19 protein-coding genes and 1 tRNA gene are annotated in these 17,282 nt (G+C 61.4%); 10 read left to right on the top strand and 10 right to left on the bottom strand.

Annotated elements, in window-relative coordinates; all coding sequences use genetic code 11:
* Positions 1-18: 18 nt before the first annotated feature.
* From gcvA to TO66_RS25410, 7 genes are all read right to left on the bottom strand, one after another.
* A complete protein-coding gene (gene gcvA / locus TO66_RS25435) occupies positions 19-948 on the bottom strand; it encodes a transcriptional regulator GcvA (protein WP_044464866.1) in 930 nt (309 codons plus the stop codon).
* Between the two features lie 135 nt (positions 949-1,083).
* Complete coding sequence (locus TO66_RS25430) at positions 1,084-1,614, bottom strand: hypothetical protein (protein WP_044464865.1); 531 nt, start codon at positions 1,612-1,614, stop codon at positions 1,084-1,086.
* Positions 1,611-2,345, bottom strand: coding sequence for a hypothetical protein (locus tag TO66_RS25425; protein WP_044464864.1), 735 nt, complete (start codon positions 2,343-2,345; stop codon positions 1,611-1,613). Before TO66_RS25425 ends, TO66_RS25430 begins: the two co-directional genes overlap by 4 nt.
* A gap of 3 nt (positions 2,346-2,348) precedes the next feature.
* Positions 2,349-2,846, bottom strand: coding sequence for a PAAR domain-containing protein (locus tag TO66_RS25420; RefSeq protein WP_044464863.1), 498 nt, complete (start codon positions 2,844-2,846; stop codon positions 2,349-2,351).
* Between the two features lie 196 nt (positions 2,847-3,042).
* Positions 3,043-3,219 carry a hypothetical protein gene (locus tag TO66_RS33730; protein WP_177330420.1) on the bottom strand — a complete coding sequence of 59 codons (177 nt, stop codon included), beginning with the start codon at positions 3,217-3,219 and terminating at the stop codon, positions 3,043-3,045.
* Between the two features lie 208 nt (positions 3,220-3,427).
* Positions 3,428-3,703, bottom strand: a complete 276-nt coding sequence (locus TO66_RS25415) for a hypothetical protein (RefSeq protein WP_044464862.1) — start codon at positions 3,701-3,703, stop codon at positions 3,428-3,430.
* Positions 3,690-4,478, bottom strand: coding sequence for a VacJ family lipoprotein (locus tag TO66_RS25410; RefSeq protein ID WP_044464861.1), 789 nt, complete (start codon positions 4,476-4,478; stop codon positions 3,690-3,692). Before TO66_RS25410 ends, TO66_RS25415 begins: the two co-directional genes overlap by 14 nt.
* A gap of 167 nt (positions 4,479-4,645) precedes the next feature.
* Here TO66_RS25410 and TO66_RS25405 point away from each other — a divergent pair, with 167 nt between their 5' ends.
* Positions 4,646-5,356 (top strand): response regulator, encoded by a 711-nt coding sequence (locus tag TO66_RS25405; RefSeq protein WP_044466157.1) that lies wholly within the window; start codon positions 4,646-4,648, stop codon positions 5,354-5,356.
* Positions 5,353-6,693: a cell wall metabolism sensor histidine kinase WalK gene (locus tag TO66_RS25400; protein ID WP_044464860.1), complete on the top strand. Its 1,341-nt coding sequence runs from the start codon at positions 5,353-5,355 to the stop codon at positions 6,691-6,693. The genes TO66_RS25405 and TO66_RS25400 overlap by 4 nt, the downstream gene beginning before the upstream one ends.
* Positions 6,694-6,753: 60 nt before the next feature.
* Here the strand turns inward: TO66_RS25400 and ppk2 are convergent, their stop codons facing one another.
* Positions 6,754-7,650: a polyphosphate kinase 2 gene (gene ppk2, locus TO66_RS25395; protein WP_171820031.1), complete on the bottom strand. Its 897-nt coding sequence runs from the start codon at positions 7,648-7,650 to the stop codon at positions 6,754-6,756.
* 447 nt (positions 7,651-8,097) lie between these two features.
* Positions 8,098-8,182, bottom strand: a tRNA-Leu gene (locus TO66_RS25390).
* 108 nt (positions 8,183-8,290) lie between these two features.
* Here TO66_RS25390 and queA point away from each other — a divergent pair.
* The 6 genes from queA to TO66_RS25360 all read left to right on the top strand — a co-directional run bounded on the left by queA (position 8,291) and on the right by TO66_RS25360 (position 14,378).
* Positions 8,291-9,340, top strand: a complete 1,050-nt coding sequence (gene queA, locus TO66_RS25385; protein WP_044464858.1) for a tRNA preQ1(34) S-adenosylmethionine ribosyltransferase-isomerase QueA — start codon at positions 8,291-8,293, stop codon at positions 9,338-9,340.
* Between the two features lie 14 nt (positions 9,341-9,354).
* A complete protein-coding gene (tgt, locus tag TO66_RS25380) occupies positions 9,355-10,470 on the top strand; it encodes a tRNA guanosine(34) transglycosylase Tgt (RefSeq protein ID WP_171820100.1) in 1,116 nt (371 codons plus the stop codon).
* A gap of 48 nt (positions 10,471-10,518) precedes the next feature.
* On the top strand, positions 10,519-10,854 hold the full coding sequence (yajC, locus tag TO66_RS25375) for a preprotein translocase subunit YajC (protein WP_044464856.1): 336 nt from the start codon (positions 10,519-10,521) through the stop codon (positions 10,852-10,854).
* A 62-nt stretch (positions 10,855-10,916) separates the two neighbouring features.
* Positions 10,917-12,785 carry a protein translocase subunit SecD gene (gene secD, locus TO66_RS25370; RefSeq protein ID WP_044464855.1) on the top strand — a complete coding sequence of 623 codons (1,869 nt, stop codon included), beginning with the start codon at positions 10,917-10,919 and terminating at the stop codon, positions 12,783-12,785.
* A gap of 9 nt (positions 12,786-12,794) precedes the next feature.
* Complete coding sequence (secF, locus tag TO66_RS25365) at positions 12,795-13,709, top strand: protein translocase subunit SecF (RefSeq protein WP_044464854.1); 915 nt, start codon at positions 12,795-12,797, stop codon at positions 13,707-13,709.
* A 120-nt stretch (positions 13,710-13,829) separates the two neighbouring features.
* On the top strand, positions 13,830-14,378 hold the full coding sequence (locus tag TO66_RS25360) for a glycine zipper 2TM domain-containing protein (RefSeq protein ID WP_044464853.1): 549 nt from the start codon (positions 13,830-13,832) through the stop codon (positions 14,376-14,378).
* 223 nt (positions 14,379-14,601) lie between these two features.
* Here TO66_RS25360 and suhB read toward each other — a convergent pair whose 3' ends face one another.
* Positions 14,602-15,417, bottom strand: a complete 816-nt coding sequence (gene suhB, locus TO66_RS25355) for an inositol-phosphate phosphatase (RefSeq protein WP_044464852.1) — start codon at positions 15,415-15,417, stop codon at positions 14,602-14,604.
* 244 nt (positions 15,418-15,661) lie between these two features.
* Here suhB and trmJ point away from each other — a divergent pair, with 244 nt between their 5' ends.
* Together trmJ and cysE are read left to right on the top strand one after the other, a co-directional pair.
* The gene (gene trmJ, locus TO66_RS25350) at positions 15,662-16,441 is read left to right on the top strand and encodes a tRNA (cytosine(32)/uridine(32)-2'-O)-methyltransferase TrmJ (RefSeq protein ID WP_044464851.1); all 780 of its coding nucleotides are present in this window, start codon (positions 15,662-15,664) and stop codon (positions 16,439-16,441) included.
* A complete protein-coding gene (gene cysE, locus TO66_RS25345; RefSeq protein WP_044466156.1) occupies positions 16,434-17,210 on the top strand; it encodes a serine O-acetyltransferase in 777 nt (258 codons plus the stop codon). Before trmJ ends, cysE begins: the two co-directional genes overlap by 8 nt.
* The last annotated feature ends 72 nt before the right edge of the window (positions 17,211-17,282 follow it).

Below are 17,282 nucleotides of genomic sequence, written 5' to 3'. Positions count from 1 at the left end.
CTTCCCGGAGGGGACGCTTCAGTGGCTGCTGGTCCGTAGCGGCAGCTGCGCCGGGTTATCCACCGCGTCCTGCTGGATCTGCGCTTGCATCCACTCGATAAACACCAGGGCTTCGGGGGCGGCGTTATCGGTGATCGCGTAGTAATAGCGGGGCAGGGGTTGGCGCAGTGCCGGCAGCGGGCAGACCAGGCGCCCACTGGCCAGGTCCTTGGCCAGCAACGAGGCCGGGCACAGGGCCAACCCCAGGCCGTCGACACAGGCCTGGAGCACGAAGTGCAGATGGTCGAAATGCAAGGCCGACGAATGGCGCAGCGGCTTGAGCTGGCAGTGCTCCAGCCATTTCGGCCAGTCGCTGGCGCGGGTGCGGCTGATCAGCAGAGTGTGTTGCGGCAGGTCCTTGGGACTGCTTAGCGGCGTCTCCTGCAACAGCGACGGCGCCGCCACCACCAGGAGTTCGTCCTCCAGCAAGCGCTGGGGCTGCAGCGCCGACGACCAGCCCGAGCGGCCGCGGCGGATCACCAGGTCGAAGGTCTCACGGACCGGGTCGGGAGGCTGGGTGCTGGTCACCACCTCCGGCTGGATCTGCGGGTACAGCGCCATGAATTGCGGCAAACGCGGAATCAGCCAGCGCACGGCAAACGACGGCCGCACATTGATCCTCACCTTGCGCAGCGCCGCCCCCTGGCGCAGCGAAGCGGCCGCCTGGGCGATCTGGGTCAGGCCCAGGCTCACCTGCTCATAAAAAGCCTGCCCGGCGGGCGTGAGGACCGACTGCCGGATACGCCGCTCGAACAGCAGCACCCCCAGGTGCTCCTCCAGCAACTTGATATGCCGGCTCACCGCACTGTGGCTCACGTGCAACTCATCCGCGGCGCGGCTGAAACTCTCATGGCGAGCAGCGGCGGCAAAGGCGCGAACGGCGTTCAAGGGGGGGAGGTCGGTGATCATGTGTCTAATTTAGTCACCTGTGGGGAGTAATTGAAGCGTTCGTCAGCGTGGGTGTAGGGCATCACGCTGCAAGCTGTTCGTGGCCCACCATGCCCGCTGCCCATTCCGCGCCACCGATAAAGCCTCAGAGATCGATCAAGGTGCTACAGGTTTATTGATTTCTCGAAGGAGATCGGCAACGGGCAACTCCATGGGCTTGGAGTAATAGGCCTTGTAACCATAGGCGGTGATGACGGCTTTGCAGGGGAGAGCCTTCTTGTTGGCCAACAGCCTGTTCAACTCATCGGCATCAAGGTTTCTACGGGATTGCCCTTTATTCAGGGTTTCACTCAAAAAAGCCTCAGTGATGAAGTCTGAGGATGAGCCATTGGTGCGCGCGGGGGCTTGCTGGATTCGGCCATACGCAGAGCGCTCAATCTCATGCTCTACGGAAAAGTCATCGTCATCTTCCAGGGCACAAATCAGCCGAGCGGAAGCAATGCCTTCTCCAGTACCTCGCCCATACAGGTCCAGGATATTGAGGCTCGAGTGGTAGCGAATGACGTAGAGCGGTAGATCGCCTTTGCGCTCAACGGAAACGAAGTCCAGGTCCGCGGGAGGTTGTCCATGATCTTTGGCACAGGAAGCACAGGCAATCATCAGTAGTAGCAGGAATGCTCTTTTCATTTGTTCGCCAACTTCTCAGTGATGGATTCAAAAACTATATTGCAGGCAGACTGTAGACCAGCGATCGTTCGAGTGAACATGCCCTCGGCATTGGCATGATTGATGTCCATGTTGATATTCAAGTCAGGTCCACTGGTTATCGTCCATCTTTCCCCGAACTCCGCGACATTATCAGAGTCATCCGGCTTGGATGGCGTAGCCCTGATGTTGATCCACTTTTGAGCTACAGGAGTAGGTATGGAGCCACCAATATCCGAGCCAAGCCAGACTAGCGTGCCTTCCCCAACGGGGTCCAAAGTTATCAACATGGTGATGGTGTAGCCCCAATCGGCCATGGTCTTGGTCAACTGTGCGCTGTTCCAGCCACCTAGACTGTGGCCAATAATGTAGATAGGACATGACTTGTAGGGGATGATATTTAGGACATTTTTTTGAATGTCTTTTTTACCTCTTATTTCGTTGTATCCCAGCCACTCGGATCTGTACTTTCCTTCTTGTTTTAAAGTAATTGCTCGGTTGTCCAGATGGTCTTGAGCATAGGTTATGTTTTTATAAGGGGCCGCGAAGTAATAACTCTCCTTGTCCCCAGCACCCCCCACAAAAAATACAATGGCCTTGGTGCTCTCGATAGGAACGACTTTATCGCTCTTGTCTTGTTTGTCCGTAAGCCTGTGCTCGGCTTTCAACTTGAGGGATTTACCGTCCGCCGAGGTAATGGTGTTGGCGTCCATGCGTCACTCTTCCAAAAATAACTTGATGCTCTCTGCAATATGCGAGCTGATTTCGTGGGTGAAACCGGCGGCGTCCGAAACGCCATGCTCAAGGCGCCCATCGGCCCGCTGAATGGCGTAAGGATGATTGGGCATCGGTTCGCCGGTGACATCGTTCACCAGCTTCAAGCGGTCGGTGAAGTTGACCGGCATGGGCAGGAGCCCGCTGAAGGGGGCATTGACCACGGTATCGCCAATGATCACGGTGCCGGAACCGCCGATGATGATATTGCCGTGTCCACCGGTGCTGTCCAGCGTGGCGGCGTTCAAGCCGTTGATGAATACAGTGCTGGAAACAGCGCCCGTTATCGGGCTGCCGCAAGCTGATTGGTCACTCTTACGAGCGGCGGCCAGGCCGTCGAAAATGACATTGGGCGAACCCGTGACGATAGGGTTGGTGCCGTGACCCGGAAGTGGGCAGGCGGTGGGGTCGCTGACGCGAGCTGCGGGTTTACCACTCATTTCTATTCCTTGAAGTGTTGCGAATCGTCCATTTAGGGCGCGCATGATGCAGTAGCCGAGCCGGTTATTAAAACCTGGACGTCGCTCATCAGATTCAACTTTTATTAAGCATCAGGCATGCGTGTTCAGGCGCAAAAAGCCCTCCGCCGGAAACCGAGGGAGGGCTGCATGCAAGACATGGTGAAACTACCTATTTTTAATCATCGCCGGTTGGGGTCTTAAGTACCCAATGGTTTTCCCCGTTGGGTGTTGGAGTCATGGTGTTACCAATGCCGAACGAGCGAATGGAGCTCGGATTGCCAACCGGGTACCAGATTCCGCCTTGTGGACATTTTTCGCCGATTTCGGCGGTTGCGCCTGCTTTGAGTGCCATGTGTATTTCTCTTTGAGTGCCACCAGGATTAGTGACCTCCGAACCTTGACACTGCGCTTTTTAAAAACAAATCAGGTCAGAGTTATCTTCCTTTTTATAGGTCCTATCTGATTGATTCTGATTGAAGTGGCTGACGCATAGCCTCAGACGAGGCTCTCTGGCCCACTTGTTTCAGCGGTGGTGCTCAAGGCAGGTACTTTGCTCGGCCTCAAGCCGAAGCCCTTTGTAGCTCCCTACTCTGCACCAACACCTGCGGCTCCCCCTGCCTGATCACCCAGCGGATCAGTTCGCTGACGCTGATACGGTGCTGGCGCTCGATCCATTCCAGGCCTTCGGGGCTGTAGTGTTCGTTGTAGCGGCTGAGGGTCAGGTGTTGCTGGTCGGGGGAGAGGCGCAGGCTGACCTCGCGGCATTGCAGGGAGGCGTCGCCGTGTTTGGCCACGCGTTGCAGCAGGACCAGGGCGTCGGTTTCAGAAATCATCATGGGGCGCTCCTTCACAACGGGATTTGGCGGGCTCGGTAGCGCCTTGCTTGCCTTCCTGGATGAAGGCGGCGCGGTGTTCGGCGTTCACGTCGCGCAGGGCGCTGTAATAGTCGGGCATGGTTTTCAGGCTGTCGGTGAGAGGCAGCAGCTCGGCGCGGCCGTCCACTACGCCACCGACCAGGGCGATGGTGCCCAGGGTTTGCACGGTGTCGCTGTTGTCGCCGAAGGGGTCGACGAAGAAGCCGAGGATCCGGCCTGTGGCGTCGCGGCTGTTGCTGGTGCCCAGCAGCGGCAGTTCGACGATCGGGCCATTGCCGATGCCCCATACCCCGAAGGTCTGGCCGAAGTCGGCGGTATGGCGCGGGATGCCGAGCGGGTCCGAGACGTCGATCAGGCCGAGCAGGCCGACGGTGGTGTTGACCGCGAAGCGCCCCAGGGTATTGACCGAGCGCTGTGGGTTGCCTTGCAGCAGGTCGTTGATGAATACCTTGGGTTCGCCGAAGTTGCTCGCGAAGTTGTGCACGCCCTGTTGCATGAAGTCCGGCAGGTGCCGGTAGCCGCGAGCCACGGGCGCCAGGGCGTAATCGTCGACGGCCCGGTTGAAGGCGAACACGCCGCGGTTGAACGATTCGGCGGGATCATGGACCGGGTACTCGGCCTCTGCGCAAGGGGGCGGTGTGACAGGCCCCGGACTGGTGCAACCCGCCAGGTAGGATAGGGACAGCAGCAGGGTGGTATGGCGGAGCAGGCGGACAGAGTACAGGTAGGAGCGCATGGGCGGCGGACCGGGGGAAAAGGGAGGCCGATGCTGGCATGGGCGTTTTGCGCAAAGATGTCTGCTTTGTTGCCGGGCTGTCGGTTTGTTACTGCGTTGAAATATATGACGGGTCGGGCCGAATGGTTTTGAATGAAGGTCTTTCCGAGCTTGAGTGAAACGCATTGGTGAGCAGTCTGTTGATCGTGGACGACGACCTTGAGGTCCTCGCGCTGCTGAAGAAATTTTTTGTGCAACACGGCTACTCGGTGGACGTCGCCACCGAGGGCGCTTCGTTGTGGGCCGCGCTGGAGCGACAGGTGCCGGACCTGATCATTCTCGACCTGATGCTGCCGGGGGAAAACGGCCTGACCCTGTGCCAGCGCCTGCGCCAGCAGCACGCGGTGCCGGTGATCATGCTCACCGCCATGGGCGAGTTGAGCGACCGGGTGGTAGGCCTGGAGATGGGCGCGGACGACTACCTGAGCAAGCCGTTCGATGCCCGTGAGTTGCTGGCGCGGGTGCGCGCCGTATTGCGCCGGGCCGGGGAGAGCCGGCCGGTGAGCGGCGAGTTGCCCCGGCCGCTGATCCGGTTCGCCGACTGGCAGCTAGACCTGACCCGTCGCGAATTGCGTTCGCCGGACCAGGTGATGATTCCGTTGTCGGCGGGGGAGTTCGACCTGTTGCTGGTGTTCGTCGAACATCCGCAACGCATCCTCAGCCGCGAACAGCTGCTCGACCTGGCGCGCGGGCAGGCCCATGACGCCTTCGATCGCAGCATCGATGTGCAGGTCAGCCGCCTGCGGCGCAAGCTGGAGTTCGACACCAAGCGCCCGGCGATGATTCGTACCGTGCGCAATGGCGGCTACCTGTTCACCCCCAGCGTCACCCGCCAATGAAGGCGCCCGGGCTCGCCCGCCCGCGGGACACCATCACCCGCTGGATCGCTCTGACCACCCTGATGGCGATGCTCACCGCCCTGGCCTTCAATGCGCTGTTCGTGCAGTTGGCCGGGGTCTGGGCCAAGCCGCCGTTGAGCGAGTCCGGCCTGGTGGAAAAGATCGCGTCGATCAGCAATATGATCGACGCCGCGCAACCGCAGCAGCGCGCGCACCTGGCCGAGGCCGTCAGCGATCACGGCCTGAGTGTGACCTGGCATGCCTCGCGGCGGGACATCGAGGTGCCGAAGGTCGATGAGCCGGAGTATCGCGAGGGCTCGACGCGCCTGGAGCAGTTGCTCAAGGTGGGGGGCGGGGCTATCGAGGCCTATCAGCCCAGCGACTGGCCGGGGCCGGGCGGGCATTATGCGTTGCTGATTCAATTGCGCGATGAGTCCTGGTTGATGTTCTCCGCCGTCTCGCGCAGTTGGGGATTGGACGAAGGGCCGCGCAACCTGATCGTGATCGGCCTGGTGCTGTTTTCTACCGTGCTGGTGGCGCTGATCGCCACCCGCCGCCTGGCCCGCCCCCTGCAGCAGTTCGCCCTGGGCGCGCGGCGTTTTGGCGTGGACTTTCGCGCGCCGCCCATCGAGCCGGTGGGGCCGCATGAAATTCGCCAGGCGATCCTCGCGTTCAACGCCATGCAGGCTCAACTGCAGCACTTCATCAAGGACCGCACGCAAATGCTCGCGGCGATTTCCCACGACCTGCGCACCCCCCTGACCCGCATGCGCCTGCGTGGCGAATTCATCGAGGACCCGGAACAGCAGCGGCGGTTGTTCCACGATGTCGACGAGATGCAGGCGATGATCAACTCGGCCCTGGATTTTTTCCGCGACGATGCGCGGCTGGAGCAAGCGACCTCGTTCGACCTGGCGGAACTGCTGCAAACCCTGATCGACGACTACCGCGACCAGTCCATCGACATCGCGTTCAGCGGCCCGCCGCGCCTGGTGTATTTCGGTCGGCCGCTGGGGCTCAAGCGGGTCATGAGCAATCTGCTGGAGAACGCCATCAAGTACGGCAGCGAGCCGGCGATCGAGGTGCTGGCCGATGCCGAGCAGGTGAGGGTCTGCGTGCTGGATCGCGGGCCGGGGATTCCCACCGAGTGGCATGAGCACGTGTTCGAGCCGTTCTTCCGCATGGAAAGCTCGCGCAACCGTAATACCGGCGGCGTCGGCCTGGGGCTGTCCGCCGCGCGGGCGATCGTGCTGGAGCACGGCGGCGAACTGCGGCTGCACAACCGCGACGGTGGCGGGCTGGAGGCGTGGGTGCTGTTGCCGGTGCAGGGCATCTAGGTCGTTGCGGCCCTTCCCTGGGTGGGTGACGGTCCGGGAAGGGCGCTGGCGGTCGGCCGCCTAAGCCGGGGTCGCCAGGGGATTGCGCGCCGGTTCCGCGGCCGCCTCGTTGTACAGCCGCTCGTCTTCCTCCATGACCCGCGAAGCCCGGCCGACCAGCAAGGGATCGGGTTGGTGGGCCACGCGCAGGTTCTTGCCCGGGTAGTCGAGCGAGTGCAGGAAGTGACGGATGCAGTTGATCCGCGCGCGTTTCTTGTCGTCCGACTTGATGACCGTCCAGGGCGCATCGGCGGTGTCGGTGTGGAAGAACATCGCCTGCTTGGCGGCGGTGTATTCGTCCCACTTGTCCAGCGACTTGATGTCGATGGGTGAGAGTTTCCAGTGCTTGAGCGGATCGTCGCGGCGGGAGATAAAGCGGCGCAGTTGCTCGTCGCGATTGACCGAGAACCAGTACTTGAACAGCAGGATGCCGCTGTTGCACAGCATGCGTTCCAGGTCGGGAGTCTGGCGCATGAACTCCAGGTATTGCAGGGGCGAGCAGAAGTCCATGACCCGCTCGACACCGGCGCGGTTGTACCAGGAGCGGTCGAAGAAGACCATTTCCCCGGCGGTCGGCAGGTGCTGGATGTAACGCTGGAAATACCACTGGCCCTGTTCCTGCTCGCTGGGTTTTTCCAGGGCGACGATCCGCGCACCGCGCGGGTTCAGGTGCTCCATGAAGCGCTTGATGGTGCCGCCCTTGCCCGCGGCGTCGCGGCCCTCGAACAGCACCACCACCCGTTGCCCGGTTTCCTTGACCCAGCTTTGCACCTTGAGCAGCTCGATCTGCAGCTCCTGCTTGGCCTTTTCATATTCGGCGCGACGCATGCGGCTGCGATACGGGTAACTGGCGGGCAGTTTGGCCGTGGAGCTGTCTTCGTCGCTGCCATGGGGCGCGCTGGCCACCTGCAGGGCCATCGGCTGCTGGCTGATGGCACTGATTTCGGCCTCGGTGGTTTTGGCGGCGGCCGGTTTGGCGCTTGCCCGAGGCCGGCGCGGGCGCGGGGCGGTTGGTTTGCGCGGAGCGCTTTTGCTGCTGGAAGCAAGCGCTGGCTGGGCTGTTTCGGCGTGGGGTGGGGCAAGGGGGAGTGCGGTGGACTCTTCGCTCATATCGGGCCTGTCTGATCGATTCAAGGTCTTTCAGACAGTCTAGGGCGCACAAAACCGGGCTTCTTGATGCGTATCAAGGAAGCTTTTACCTGCCCTTGTAGGAGCGAGGCTTGCCCGCGAGACAGGCGCCACCGGGTATCAGCTTGTTGCGTGATCGTTCATCGTGAGCAAGCTTCGCTCCTACAGGTTTTCCTGGGGCGGCACTTTTCTGCAGGCGAAAAAAAAGACCTTGGATTTCAAGGTCTTTTTAATGTTTGGTGCCCCGAGGGAGACTCGAACTCCCACTCCTTTCGAAAACGGATTTTGAATCCGCCGCGTCTACCAATTCCGCCATCAGGGCTCAATGGCGGCGAAGTATAGAGAGGCGCCTACCGTTGGTCAATCAGGTTTCATGGTCAATTTTGGCTATTTCCGCTAAACTTTCCGGCCCTGCTAGACGAACCCCATCATGCGTGTTGCCGACTTTACCTTCGAACTCCCTGATTCGCTGATCGCCCGCCACCCCCTGGCCGAGCGTCGCGCCAGTCGCCTGTTGACCCTGGACGGGGTGACCGGCGCCCTGGCTCACCGTCAATTCACTGATTTGCTTGAGCATTTGCGCCCGGGCGACTTGATGGTGTTCAACAACACCCGGGTGATTCCGGCGCGTCTGTTTGGCCAGAAGGCCTCCGGCGGCAAGCTGGAAATCCTCGTGGAGCGGGTGCTCGACAGCCACCGTGTGCTGGCCCATGTACGCTCCAGCAAGTCGCCGAAACCGGGGTCGAAGATCCTCATCGAAGGCGGCGGCGAAGCCGAGATGCTGGCCCGTCATGACGCGCTGTTCGAGCTGGGGTTCGCCGAGGAAGTGCTGCCGTTGCTGGAGCGCGTCGGCCATATGCCGTTGCCTCCTTATATAGACCGCCCGGACGAAGACGCGGACCGCGAGCGTTATCAGACCGTGTATTCCGAGCGCCTGGGCGCCGTGGCCGCGCCGACCGCGGGGCTGCACTTCGACCAGCCGCTGCTGGAGGCGATCGCCGCCAAGGGCGTCGAGACCGCGTTCGTGACCTTGCACGTGGGGGCCGGCACTTTCCAGCCGGTGCGTGTGGAGCGCATCGAAGATCACCATATGCACAACGAATGGCTGGAAGTCAGCCAGGAGGTGGTGGATGCGGTGGCCGCGTGCCGGGCGCGCGGCGGCCGGGTGGTGGCGGTGGGGACCACCAGCGTGCGTTCCCTGGAAAGCGCGGCGCGCGATGGCGTGCTCAAGCCGTTCAGCGGCGATACCGACATCTTTATCTACCCGGGCCGGCCGTTCCATGTGGTCGACGCCCTGGTCACCAACTTCCATTTGCCCGAGTCCACGCTGTTGATGCTGGTTTCGGCCTTCGCCGGCTATCCCGAAGTCATGGCCGCCTACAAGGCCGCCGTCGACAATGGATACCGCTTTTTCAGCTACGGTGATGCGATGTTCATCACCCGTAATCCCGCCCCCCGCGGCCCAGAGGAAACAGTATGAGTCGCACCTGTCGTATGTCGTTCGAGCTGCTCGCCACCGATGGCAAGGCTCGTCGTGGTCGCCTGACCTTCCCCCGCGGTACCGTCGAGACCCCGGCCTTCATGCCGGTGGGCACCTATGGCACGGTCAAGGGCATGCTGCCGCGGGACATCGTTGCCACCGGCGCCGAGATCATCCTGGGCAACACTTTCCACCTGTGGCTGCGCCCGGGCACCGAGGTGATCAAGGCGCACGGCGACCTGCATGACTTCATGCAGTGGAAAGGCCCGATCCTCACCGACTCCGGCGGCTTCCAGGTGTTCAGCCTGGGCGCCATGCGCAAGATCAAGGAGGAAGGCGTGACCTTCGCCTCGCCGGTCGATGGCGCAAAAGTCTTCATGGGGCCGGAAGAGTCGATGCAGGTCCAGCGCGACCTGGGCTCGGACATCGTGATGATCTTCGACGAATGCACCCCGTACCCGGCCGACGAAGACGTCGCGCGGGTGTCCATGGAGCTGTCGCTGCGCTGGGCTCAGCGCTCGAAGAACGCCCATGGCGACAACACGGCGGCGCTGTTCGGCATCGTCCAGGGCGGCATGCACCAGGACCTGCGCATGCGTTCCCTGGAAGGCCTGGACAAGATCGGCTTCGACGGCCTGGCCATTGGCGGGCTGTCGGTGGGCGAGCCCAAGCACGAGATGATCAAGGTGCTGGACTACCTGCCGGGCCAGATGCCAGCAGACAAACCTCGTTACCTTATGGGTGTTGGCAAGCCGGAAGATCTGGTTGAGGGTGTGCGCCGCGGTGTGGACATGTTCGATTGCGTGATGCCAACCCGCAATGCCCGCAACGGGCATCTGTTCATCGATACTGGCGTGCTGAAGATCCGTAACGCGTTCCATCGCCATGATGATTCGCCGCTGGATCCGACCTGCGATTGCTATACCTGCCAGAACTTCTCCCGCGCTTATCTGCATCATCTGGACAAGTGCGGCGAAATGCTGGGGAGCATGCTCAATACCATCCATAATTTGCGTCATTACCAACGTCTTATGGCTGGTTTGCGCGAGGCTATTCAACAGGGTACATTGGCCGCCTTTGTCGATTCCTTCTATGCCAAACGCGGGTTGCCCGTGCCGCCTTTAGAATAAGTTCTAAAGACGTTAAGACCCCCTTTTTGTAATTATCCGGAGTGTTACATGAGCTTTTTTATCCCGACTGCAATGGCTGACGCCGCTGCACCTGCTGCAGGCCCTGCTGGCACTGGCTTCGAGTGGATTTTCCTGGTGGGTTTCCTGGTCATCTTCTATCTGATGATCTGGCGTCCGCAGGCCAAGCGCGCCAAAGAACAGAAGAACCTGCTGGGCAGCCTGCAGAAAGGTGACGAAGTTGTGACCACTGGCGGTATCGCCGGCAAGATCACCAAAGTGACCGATGATTTCGTAGTGCTGGAAGTTTCCGACGCTATCGAGATGAAGTTCCAGAAAGGCGCTATCGCCGCCACGCTGCCAAAAGGCACGCTGAAGGCGATCTAAGTTTCATCTTTTACCAATCGACGGGGCGCGCAAGGCGCCCCGCTTCATAAACGGGCGGCGTGATGCTGAACAAATACCCTCTGTGGAAATACGTACTGATCCTGGCGGTGCTGGCGATCGGTTTTATTTATTCCGCTCCCAACCTGTACCCCGATGATCCGGCCATTCAGGTCAGTGGCGCGAGCACTGCGCTGCAGGTCACTCAGGATGACCTGGACCGCGCGAGCAAGGCGCTTGGCGAGGCCGGGATCGCTGTCAAGGCTTCCTCCGTCGGGGCCAAGGGCAAGGGCGGCCTGCTGCGTCTGACCAAGCAGGAAGACCAGCTTCCCGCCAAGGACGTCGTGCGCAAGGCCCTGGGTGACGACTACGTCGTTGCATTGAACCTGGCGCAAACCACCCCGCAATGGCTGCGTAACCTCGGCGCGCACCCGATGAAGCTGGGTCTGGACTTGTCCGGTGGTGTGCACTTCCTGCTGGAAGTGGACATGGAAAAAGCCCTCGACGCACGCCTGAAAGTCTACGAAGGCGATGTGAAGAGCCTGCTGCGCAAAGAGCGTCTGCGCTATCGCAGCCTGCCGCAGCTCAACGGCGCCATTCAACTGGGCTTCAGCGACGACGCGACCCGTGAACAGGCTCGTGCGCTGATCCGCAAGAACTTCAACGATTTCGACATTGTGCCGGCCGATCTCAATGGTCAGGCGGTGCTGCGTCTGGCGATGACCCCGGCCAAGCTGGCGGAAATCCGTGAATACTCCATCAAGCAGAACTTGACCACGGTCCGTAACCGCGTCAACGAGCTGGGTGTGGCCGAGCCTCTGGTCCAGCGCCAGGGCGCCAACCGTATCGTGGTTGAGCTGCCGGGCGTGCAGGACACTGCCGAAGCCAAGCGTATCCTGGGCAAGACGGCCAACCTGGAGTTCCGTCTGGCCGCCGAGCCGGGGGCTTCGAAAGCCACTTCCGAATCTTTCGAATTCCGTGAGGGCAACCGTCCTCCAGCCCTGATCGAACGTGGCCTGATCATCACCGGTGACCAGGTGACCGACGCCCAGGCGGGCTTCGACGAGCATGGCCGTCCGCAGGTGAACATCAAGCTCGATGGCCACGGCGGTGAGCTGATGAGCCGTTCGACCCGTAGCAACGTCGGTCGCAGTATGGCGGTGATCTTCATCGAGCAGAAGCCGACCACCACTTACACCAAGCAAGTGGTCGACGGTGTCGAGAAAGACGTCGCGGTGCAGAGCTTCAAGGAAGAGAAGAAGATCATCAGCCTGGCGACCATCCAGTCGCCGCTGGGCAGCCAGTTCCGCATTACCGGCCTGAACGGCCAGGGCGAGTCCTCCGAACTGGCGCTGCTGTTGCGCGCCGGTGGCCTGGCCGCGCCAATGTACTTCGCCGAAGAGCGCACCATCGGCCCGAGCCTGGGTGCCGACAACATCACCAAGGGTATCGATGCGTCGCTGTGGGGCATGCTGTTCGTGTCGCTGTTTATCATCGCCATCTACCGCTTCTTCGGTGTCATCGCCACCGTGGCGCTGGCGCTGAACATGGTGTTGCTGCTGGCCTTGATGTCCTTGCTGGGGGCTACGCTGACCCTGCCGGGTATCGCCGGTATCGTGTTGACCATGGGTATGGCGGTAGACGCCAACGTGCTGATCTTCTCGCGGATCCGTGAAGAGATCGCCGCCGGCATGACCGTGCAGCGGGCAATCAACGAAGGCTTCGGCCGGGCATTCACCGCGATTCTCGACTCCAACCTGACCACCTTGCTGGTCGGCGGGATTCTCTTTGCCATGGGCACCGGCCCGGTCAAAGGCTTTGCGGTGACCATGTCCCTCGGGATCTTTACCTCGATGTTCACGGCCATCTGGCTGACCCGCGCGATGGTCAACCTGATCTTCGGCGGTCGTGACTTCAAGAAGTTGTGGATTTAAGGGGCTGCCATGTTACGTACTATCAACTTCATGGGCGTGCGCAACGTTGCGTTCGGCCTCACTGTGCTCCTGACCGTTCTGGCGCTGTTCAGCTGGTTCCACAAGGGGCTGAACTACGGCCTGGACTTCACCGGCGGTACGCTCATCGAGCTGACCTACGAGCGTCCGGCGGATGTGATGAAGGTTCGCGCGCAACTGAGCGAATCCGGCTATCACGAAGCGATCGTGCAAAGCTTCGGTGCGACCACCGATCTATTGGTGCGGATGCCGGGTGAAGACCCGCAGCTGGGCCACCAGGTGGCGGAAGCGCTGCAGAAGACTGGCGGCGACAACCCGGCGCAGGTCAAGCGCGTCGAGTTCGTCGGCCCGCAAGTGGGTGAGGAACTGCGCGACCAGGGCGGCCTCGGCATGCTGATGGCGCTGGGCGGGATCCTGATCTACCTGGCTTTCCGCTTCCAGTGGAAGTTCGCGGTCGGCGCCATCGTTTCGCTGATCCACGACGTGGTGGTGACCGTGGGTATCCTGTCGTTCTTCCAGATCACCTTCGACCTTACGGTGCTGGCGGCGGTACTGGCGATCATCGGTTATTCGCTCAACGACACCATCGTGGTCTTCGACCGGGTGCGTGAGAACTTCCGCGTGCTGCGCAAGGCCAGCCTGATCGAGAACATCAACATCTCGACCACTCAGACCCTGCTGCGCACCATGGCGACTTCGATCTCCACGCTGCTGGCGATCGCGGCGCTGCTGTTCTTCGGTGGCGATAACCTTTGGGGCTTCTCCATCGCGCTGTTCGTCGGCGTGCTGGCGGGTACCTACTCGTCGATCTACATCGCCAACGTGGTGCTGATCTGGCTGAACCTGAGCAGCGAGGACCTGATTCCTCCGGCCAATACCGAGAAGGAAGTCGACGACCGTCCATGACGGTTTTCGCCTCCCGGCGGTCAGTCAAAAAGGCGCGAGCATTGAACTCGCGCTTTTTTTTATGCTCCAAGGCTGGGAGAAGCGCGGGCATGTCCCGCTTGTGATGGTCAGGAGGTTCATGTGAACAAGTCGTTGCTGGTTGGTGCGGTATTGGGTGCTGTCGGTGTGACTGCCGGGGGTGCTGTTGCCACCTACAGCCTGGTGAAAAGCGGCCCTGAGTATGCGCAAGTGCTGGCAGTTGAGCCGGTCAAACAACAGATCAAAACCCCTCGCGAGGTGTGCAAGGACGTCACTGTGACGCGCCAGCGGCCGGTGCAGGATCAGCATCAGATCGCCGGTACGGTGGTCGGTGCGCTGGCTGGCGGTCTTCTGGGGAACCAGATCGGCGGCGGTACCGGCAAGAAGATCGCCACGGTCGCGGGTGCGGTCGGCGGAGGTTATGCCGGCAACAAGGTCCAGGAGGGCATGCAGGAGCGTGACACCTACACCACCACTCAGACTCGCTGCAACACGGTCAATGACATCAGCGACAAAGTGGTGGGTTATGACGTGAAGTACGAGTTGAATGGCAAGCAAGGCCAGGTGCGCATGGATCGTGATCCAGGCAGCCAGATTCCGGTCAACAAGGAAGGCCAGCTGATCCTGGGGCAGAACCAGGTGGAGCACTAAGCCTTTCGGCGTCAATCATGAAAAAGCACCCTGCGGGGTGCTTTTTTATTGCCAGTGGTTCAAGGCTTCTGTAGGAGCGAGGCTTGCCCGCGATCCAGGCGCCGCGGTGTGTCAGTCTCTTTGGGGTGAAGCTATCGCGGGCAAGCCTCGCTCCTACAACCTGCGTAGTAAATCGCAGGCATAAAAAAAGCACCCCGCGGGGTGCTTTTTCTGTCGCTGGCGCTTAGCGCTTCAGCGAGGCCGGCAGGTGCGGCTGGATGGCGGTGAGGACCGCCTTGAAGCATTTGGTGTTGCCCGCTACCACGTGGCCTTTCTCCAGGAAGTCGTGACCGCCGGTGAAGTCGCTCACCAGGCCGCCGGCTTCTTGGATCAGCAGGGCGCCCGCCGCCATGTCCCACTCGGACAGGCCCGACTCCCAGAACGCATCGAAACGACCGGCGGCCACATAGGCCAGGTCCAGGCTGGCAGCGCCGGCGCGGCGAATGCCGGCGGTCTGGCCAATCAGGGCGCGGAACATGCCCAGGTAGTTGTCGAGGTTGTCCATCTGGTCGTCACGGAACGGGAAGCCGGTGCCCAGTAGGGCGCCGTCGAGGCTGGTGCGACCGCTGACGCGCAGGCGACGACCGTTCAGTTGTGCGCCGCGACCGCGGCTGGCGGTGAATTCTTCCTGGCGCACCGGGTCCAGGACTACGGCGTGTTCCAGGCGACCACGGTATTTGCAGGCGATGCTGACAGCGAAATGGGGGATGCCGCGCAGGAAGTTGGTGGTGCCGTCCAGTGGGTCGATGATCCACAGGTAGTCTTCACCTTCGCCGCTGCCGGCGTGCAGGCCGGTTTCTTCGCCGAGAATGGCGTGGGTCGGGTAGGCCTTGCGCAGGGCGTCGATGATCTTCTGTTCGGCGGCGCGATCAACTTCGGACACGTAGTCCTTGGCGTCTTTTTCGTCGACCTTGATGGTATCCAGGCGCTCGATGGAGCGGAAAATCAGTTCACTGGCGCTGCGGGCGGCGCGCAGCGCGATATTCAGCATTGGCTGCATGGATAGGTCACCTAAGGTTGTTAAAGAAAGCCGAGCATTCTAGCAGAAAACTTTTGCAGATGAAGGTCGACATTCGCTCCGCTTGCCGTGATCTGTCGCCAGGGTCGGTAAATGCAGGCATATTTTGACGAACGGCGGTCCGTGCCGGGCGGTCGGTTTTTTGCGGGCGTCAATCTTTTAAGGCGAGCCTGTTGGCTGTTCTGTAAGATTTGCTCCCCTTTCTTCTTGTACGAGAGCGCTTCCCTTGCTGCAGAACATTCGTGTCGTCCTGGTCAATACCAGTCATCCCGGAAACATCGGCGGGGCTGCGCGTGCCATGAAGAACATGGGGCTGTCGCGGCTGGTGCTGGTCGAACCGCGGGTCTTTCCATCTCCCGAGGCCGATGCGCGAGCGTCCGGGGCCACCGACATTCTTGAAAACGCTCGGGTCGTCGCCACCCTGGAAGATGCCCTGGCGGGCTGCACCCTGGTATTCGGTACCAGCGCCCGGGACCGACGGATTCCCTGGCCTTTGCTCGATCCCCGTGAGTCCGGGGTCAAGGTGGTGGAGGAGGCTGGGCAGGGGGCGCAAATCGCCTTGGTGTTCGGCCGTGAAGATTCCGGCCTGACCAATGACGAGTTGCAGCGATGTCACTTTCACGTGCATATCCCTTCGGACCCGGCGTTCAGTTCGCTGAACCTGGCGACGGCGGTGCAGGTGCTGGCTTATGAAGTGCGTATGTCCTGGCTGGCGACCGGTGTCCAGCCGGGCAAGGTCGAGAAGGATGAAGGAGGGGCGCCGCGTAGCGATGAGCTGGCGACCATGGATGAGCTGGAGCGGTTCTACGAGCATCTGGAGCAGACGCTGGTAGCCATCGATTTCCTCGATCCGGAAAAACCGCGGCACTTGATGGCGCGCCTGCGTCGGTTGTATGGACGCAGCTCGGTGAGCCGGGCGGAAATGAATATTTTGCGTGGCATCCTCACGGAAACCCAGAAAGCGGCCCGTGGCGAGCTCCTTGAGCGGAAGAATGATGATGTTTGAGCGTTTGCGTGAAGATATCCAGAGTGTTTTCCATCGTGACCCGGCGGCGCGTAACGCCTTCGAGGTCCTGACCTGCTATCCGGGCATGCATGCGATCTGGATTCACCGCTTGTCCGGTGCCTTGTGGGGCATGGGCTGGAAATGGCTGGCGCGCCTGGTGTCGAACTTCGGGCGCTGGCTGACCGGCATCGAGATTCACCCGGGGGCCAAGGTCGGTCGCCGCTTCTTCATCGACCATGGCATGGGCATCGTTATTGGCGAGACCGCGGAAATCGGTGACGACGTCACTCTCTACCAGGGTGTGACCCTGGGGGGGACCAGTTGGAACAAGGGCAAGCGCCATCCGACCCTGGAAGACGGTGTGGTAGTAGGCGCGGGCGCCAAGGTGCTGGGGCCGTTCACTGTGGGTGCGGGGGCCAAGGTCGGCTCCAATGCGGTGGTGACCAAGGCGGTGCCGGCGGGCGCCACGGTAGTGGGGATTCCTGGGCGGATCATCGTCAAGTCCGACGACGAACAGGAAGCCAAGCGCAAGGCCATGGCGGAGAAGCTCGGTTTCGATGCCTACGGCGTCAGCGAGGACATGCCTGACCCGGTGGCGCGAGCCATTGGCCAGTTGCTCGACCACCTGCAGGCCGTCGACGGGCGCCTGGAAGGGATGTGCGGCGCCTTGAAGGATCTGGGCAGTAACTACAGTGCCAAGGATCTGCCGGCGCTGCGCGATGAGGATTTTGCCGGGGTCAAGGACAAGGGCGATAGCCAGGTCGGCTGAGCCTTCCGGCTGCTTGGCGCGAGCAGCTTGCCTCATGGGAACTGCTCGCGATAACGCCCCGAAAGGGCATTG

Origin of the sequence: Pseudomonas sp. MRSN 12121 (genome assembly GCF_000931465.1) — a bacterium.
Classification (GTDB): Bacteria; Pseudomonadota; Gammaproteobacteria; order Pseudomonadales; family Pseudomonadaceae; genus Aquipseudomonas.
Note: the sequence above shows the minus strand (reverse complement) of the source record. Positions and strands in the feature narration are given on the sequence as shown.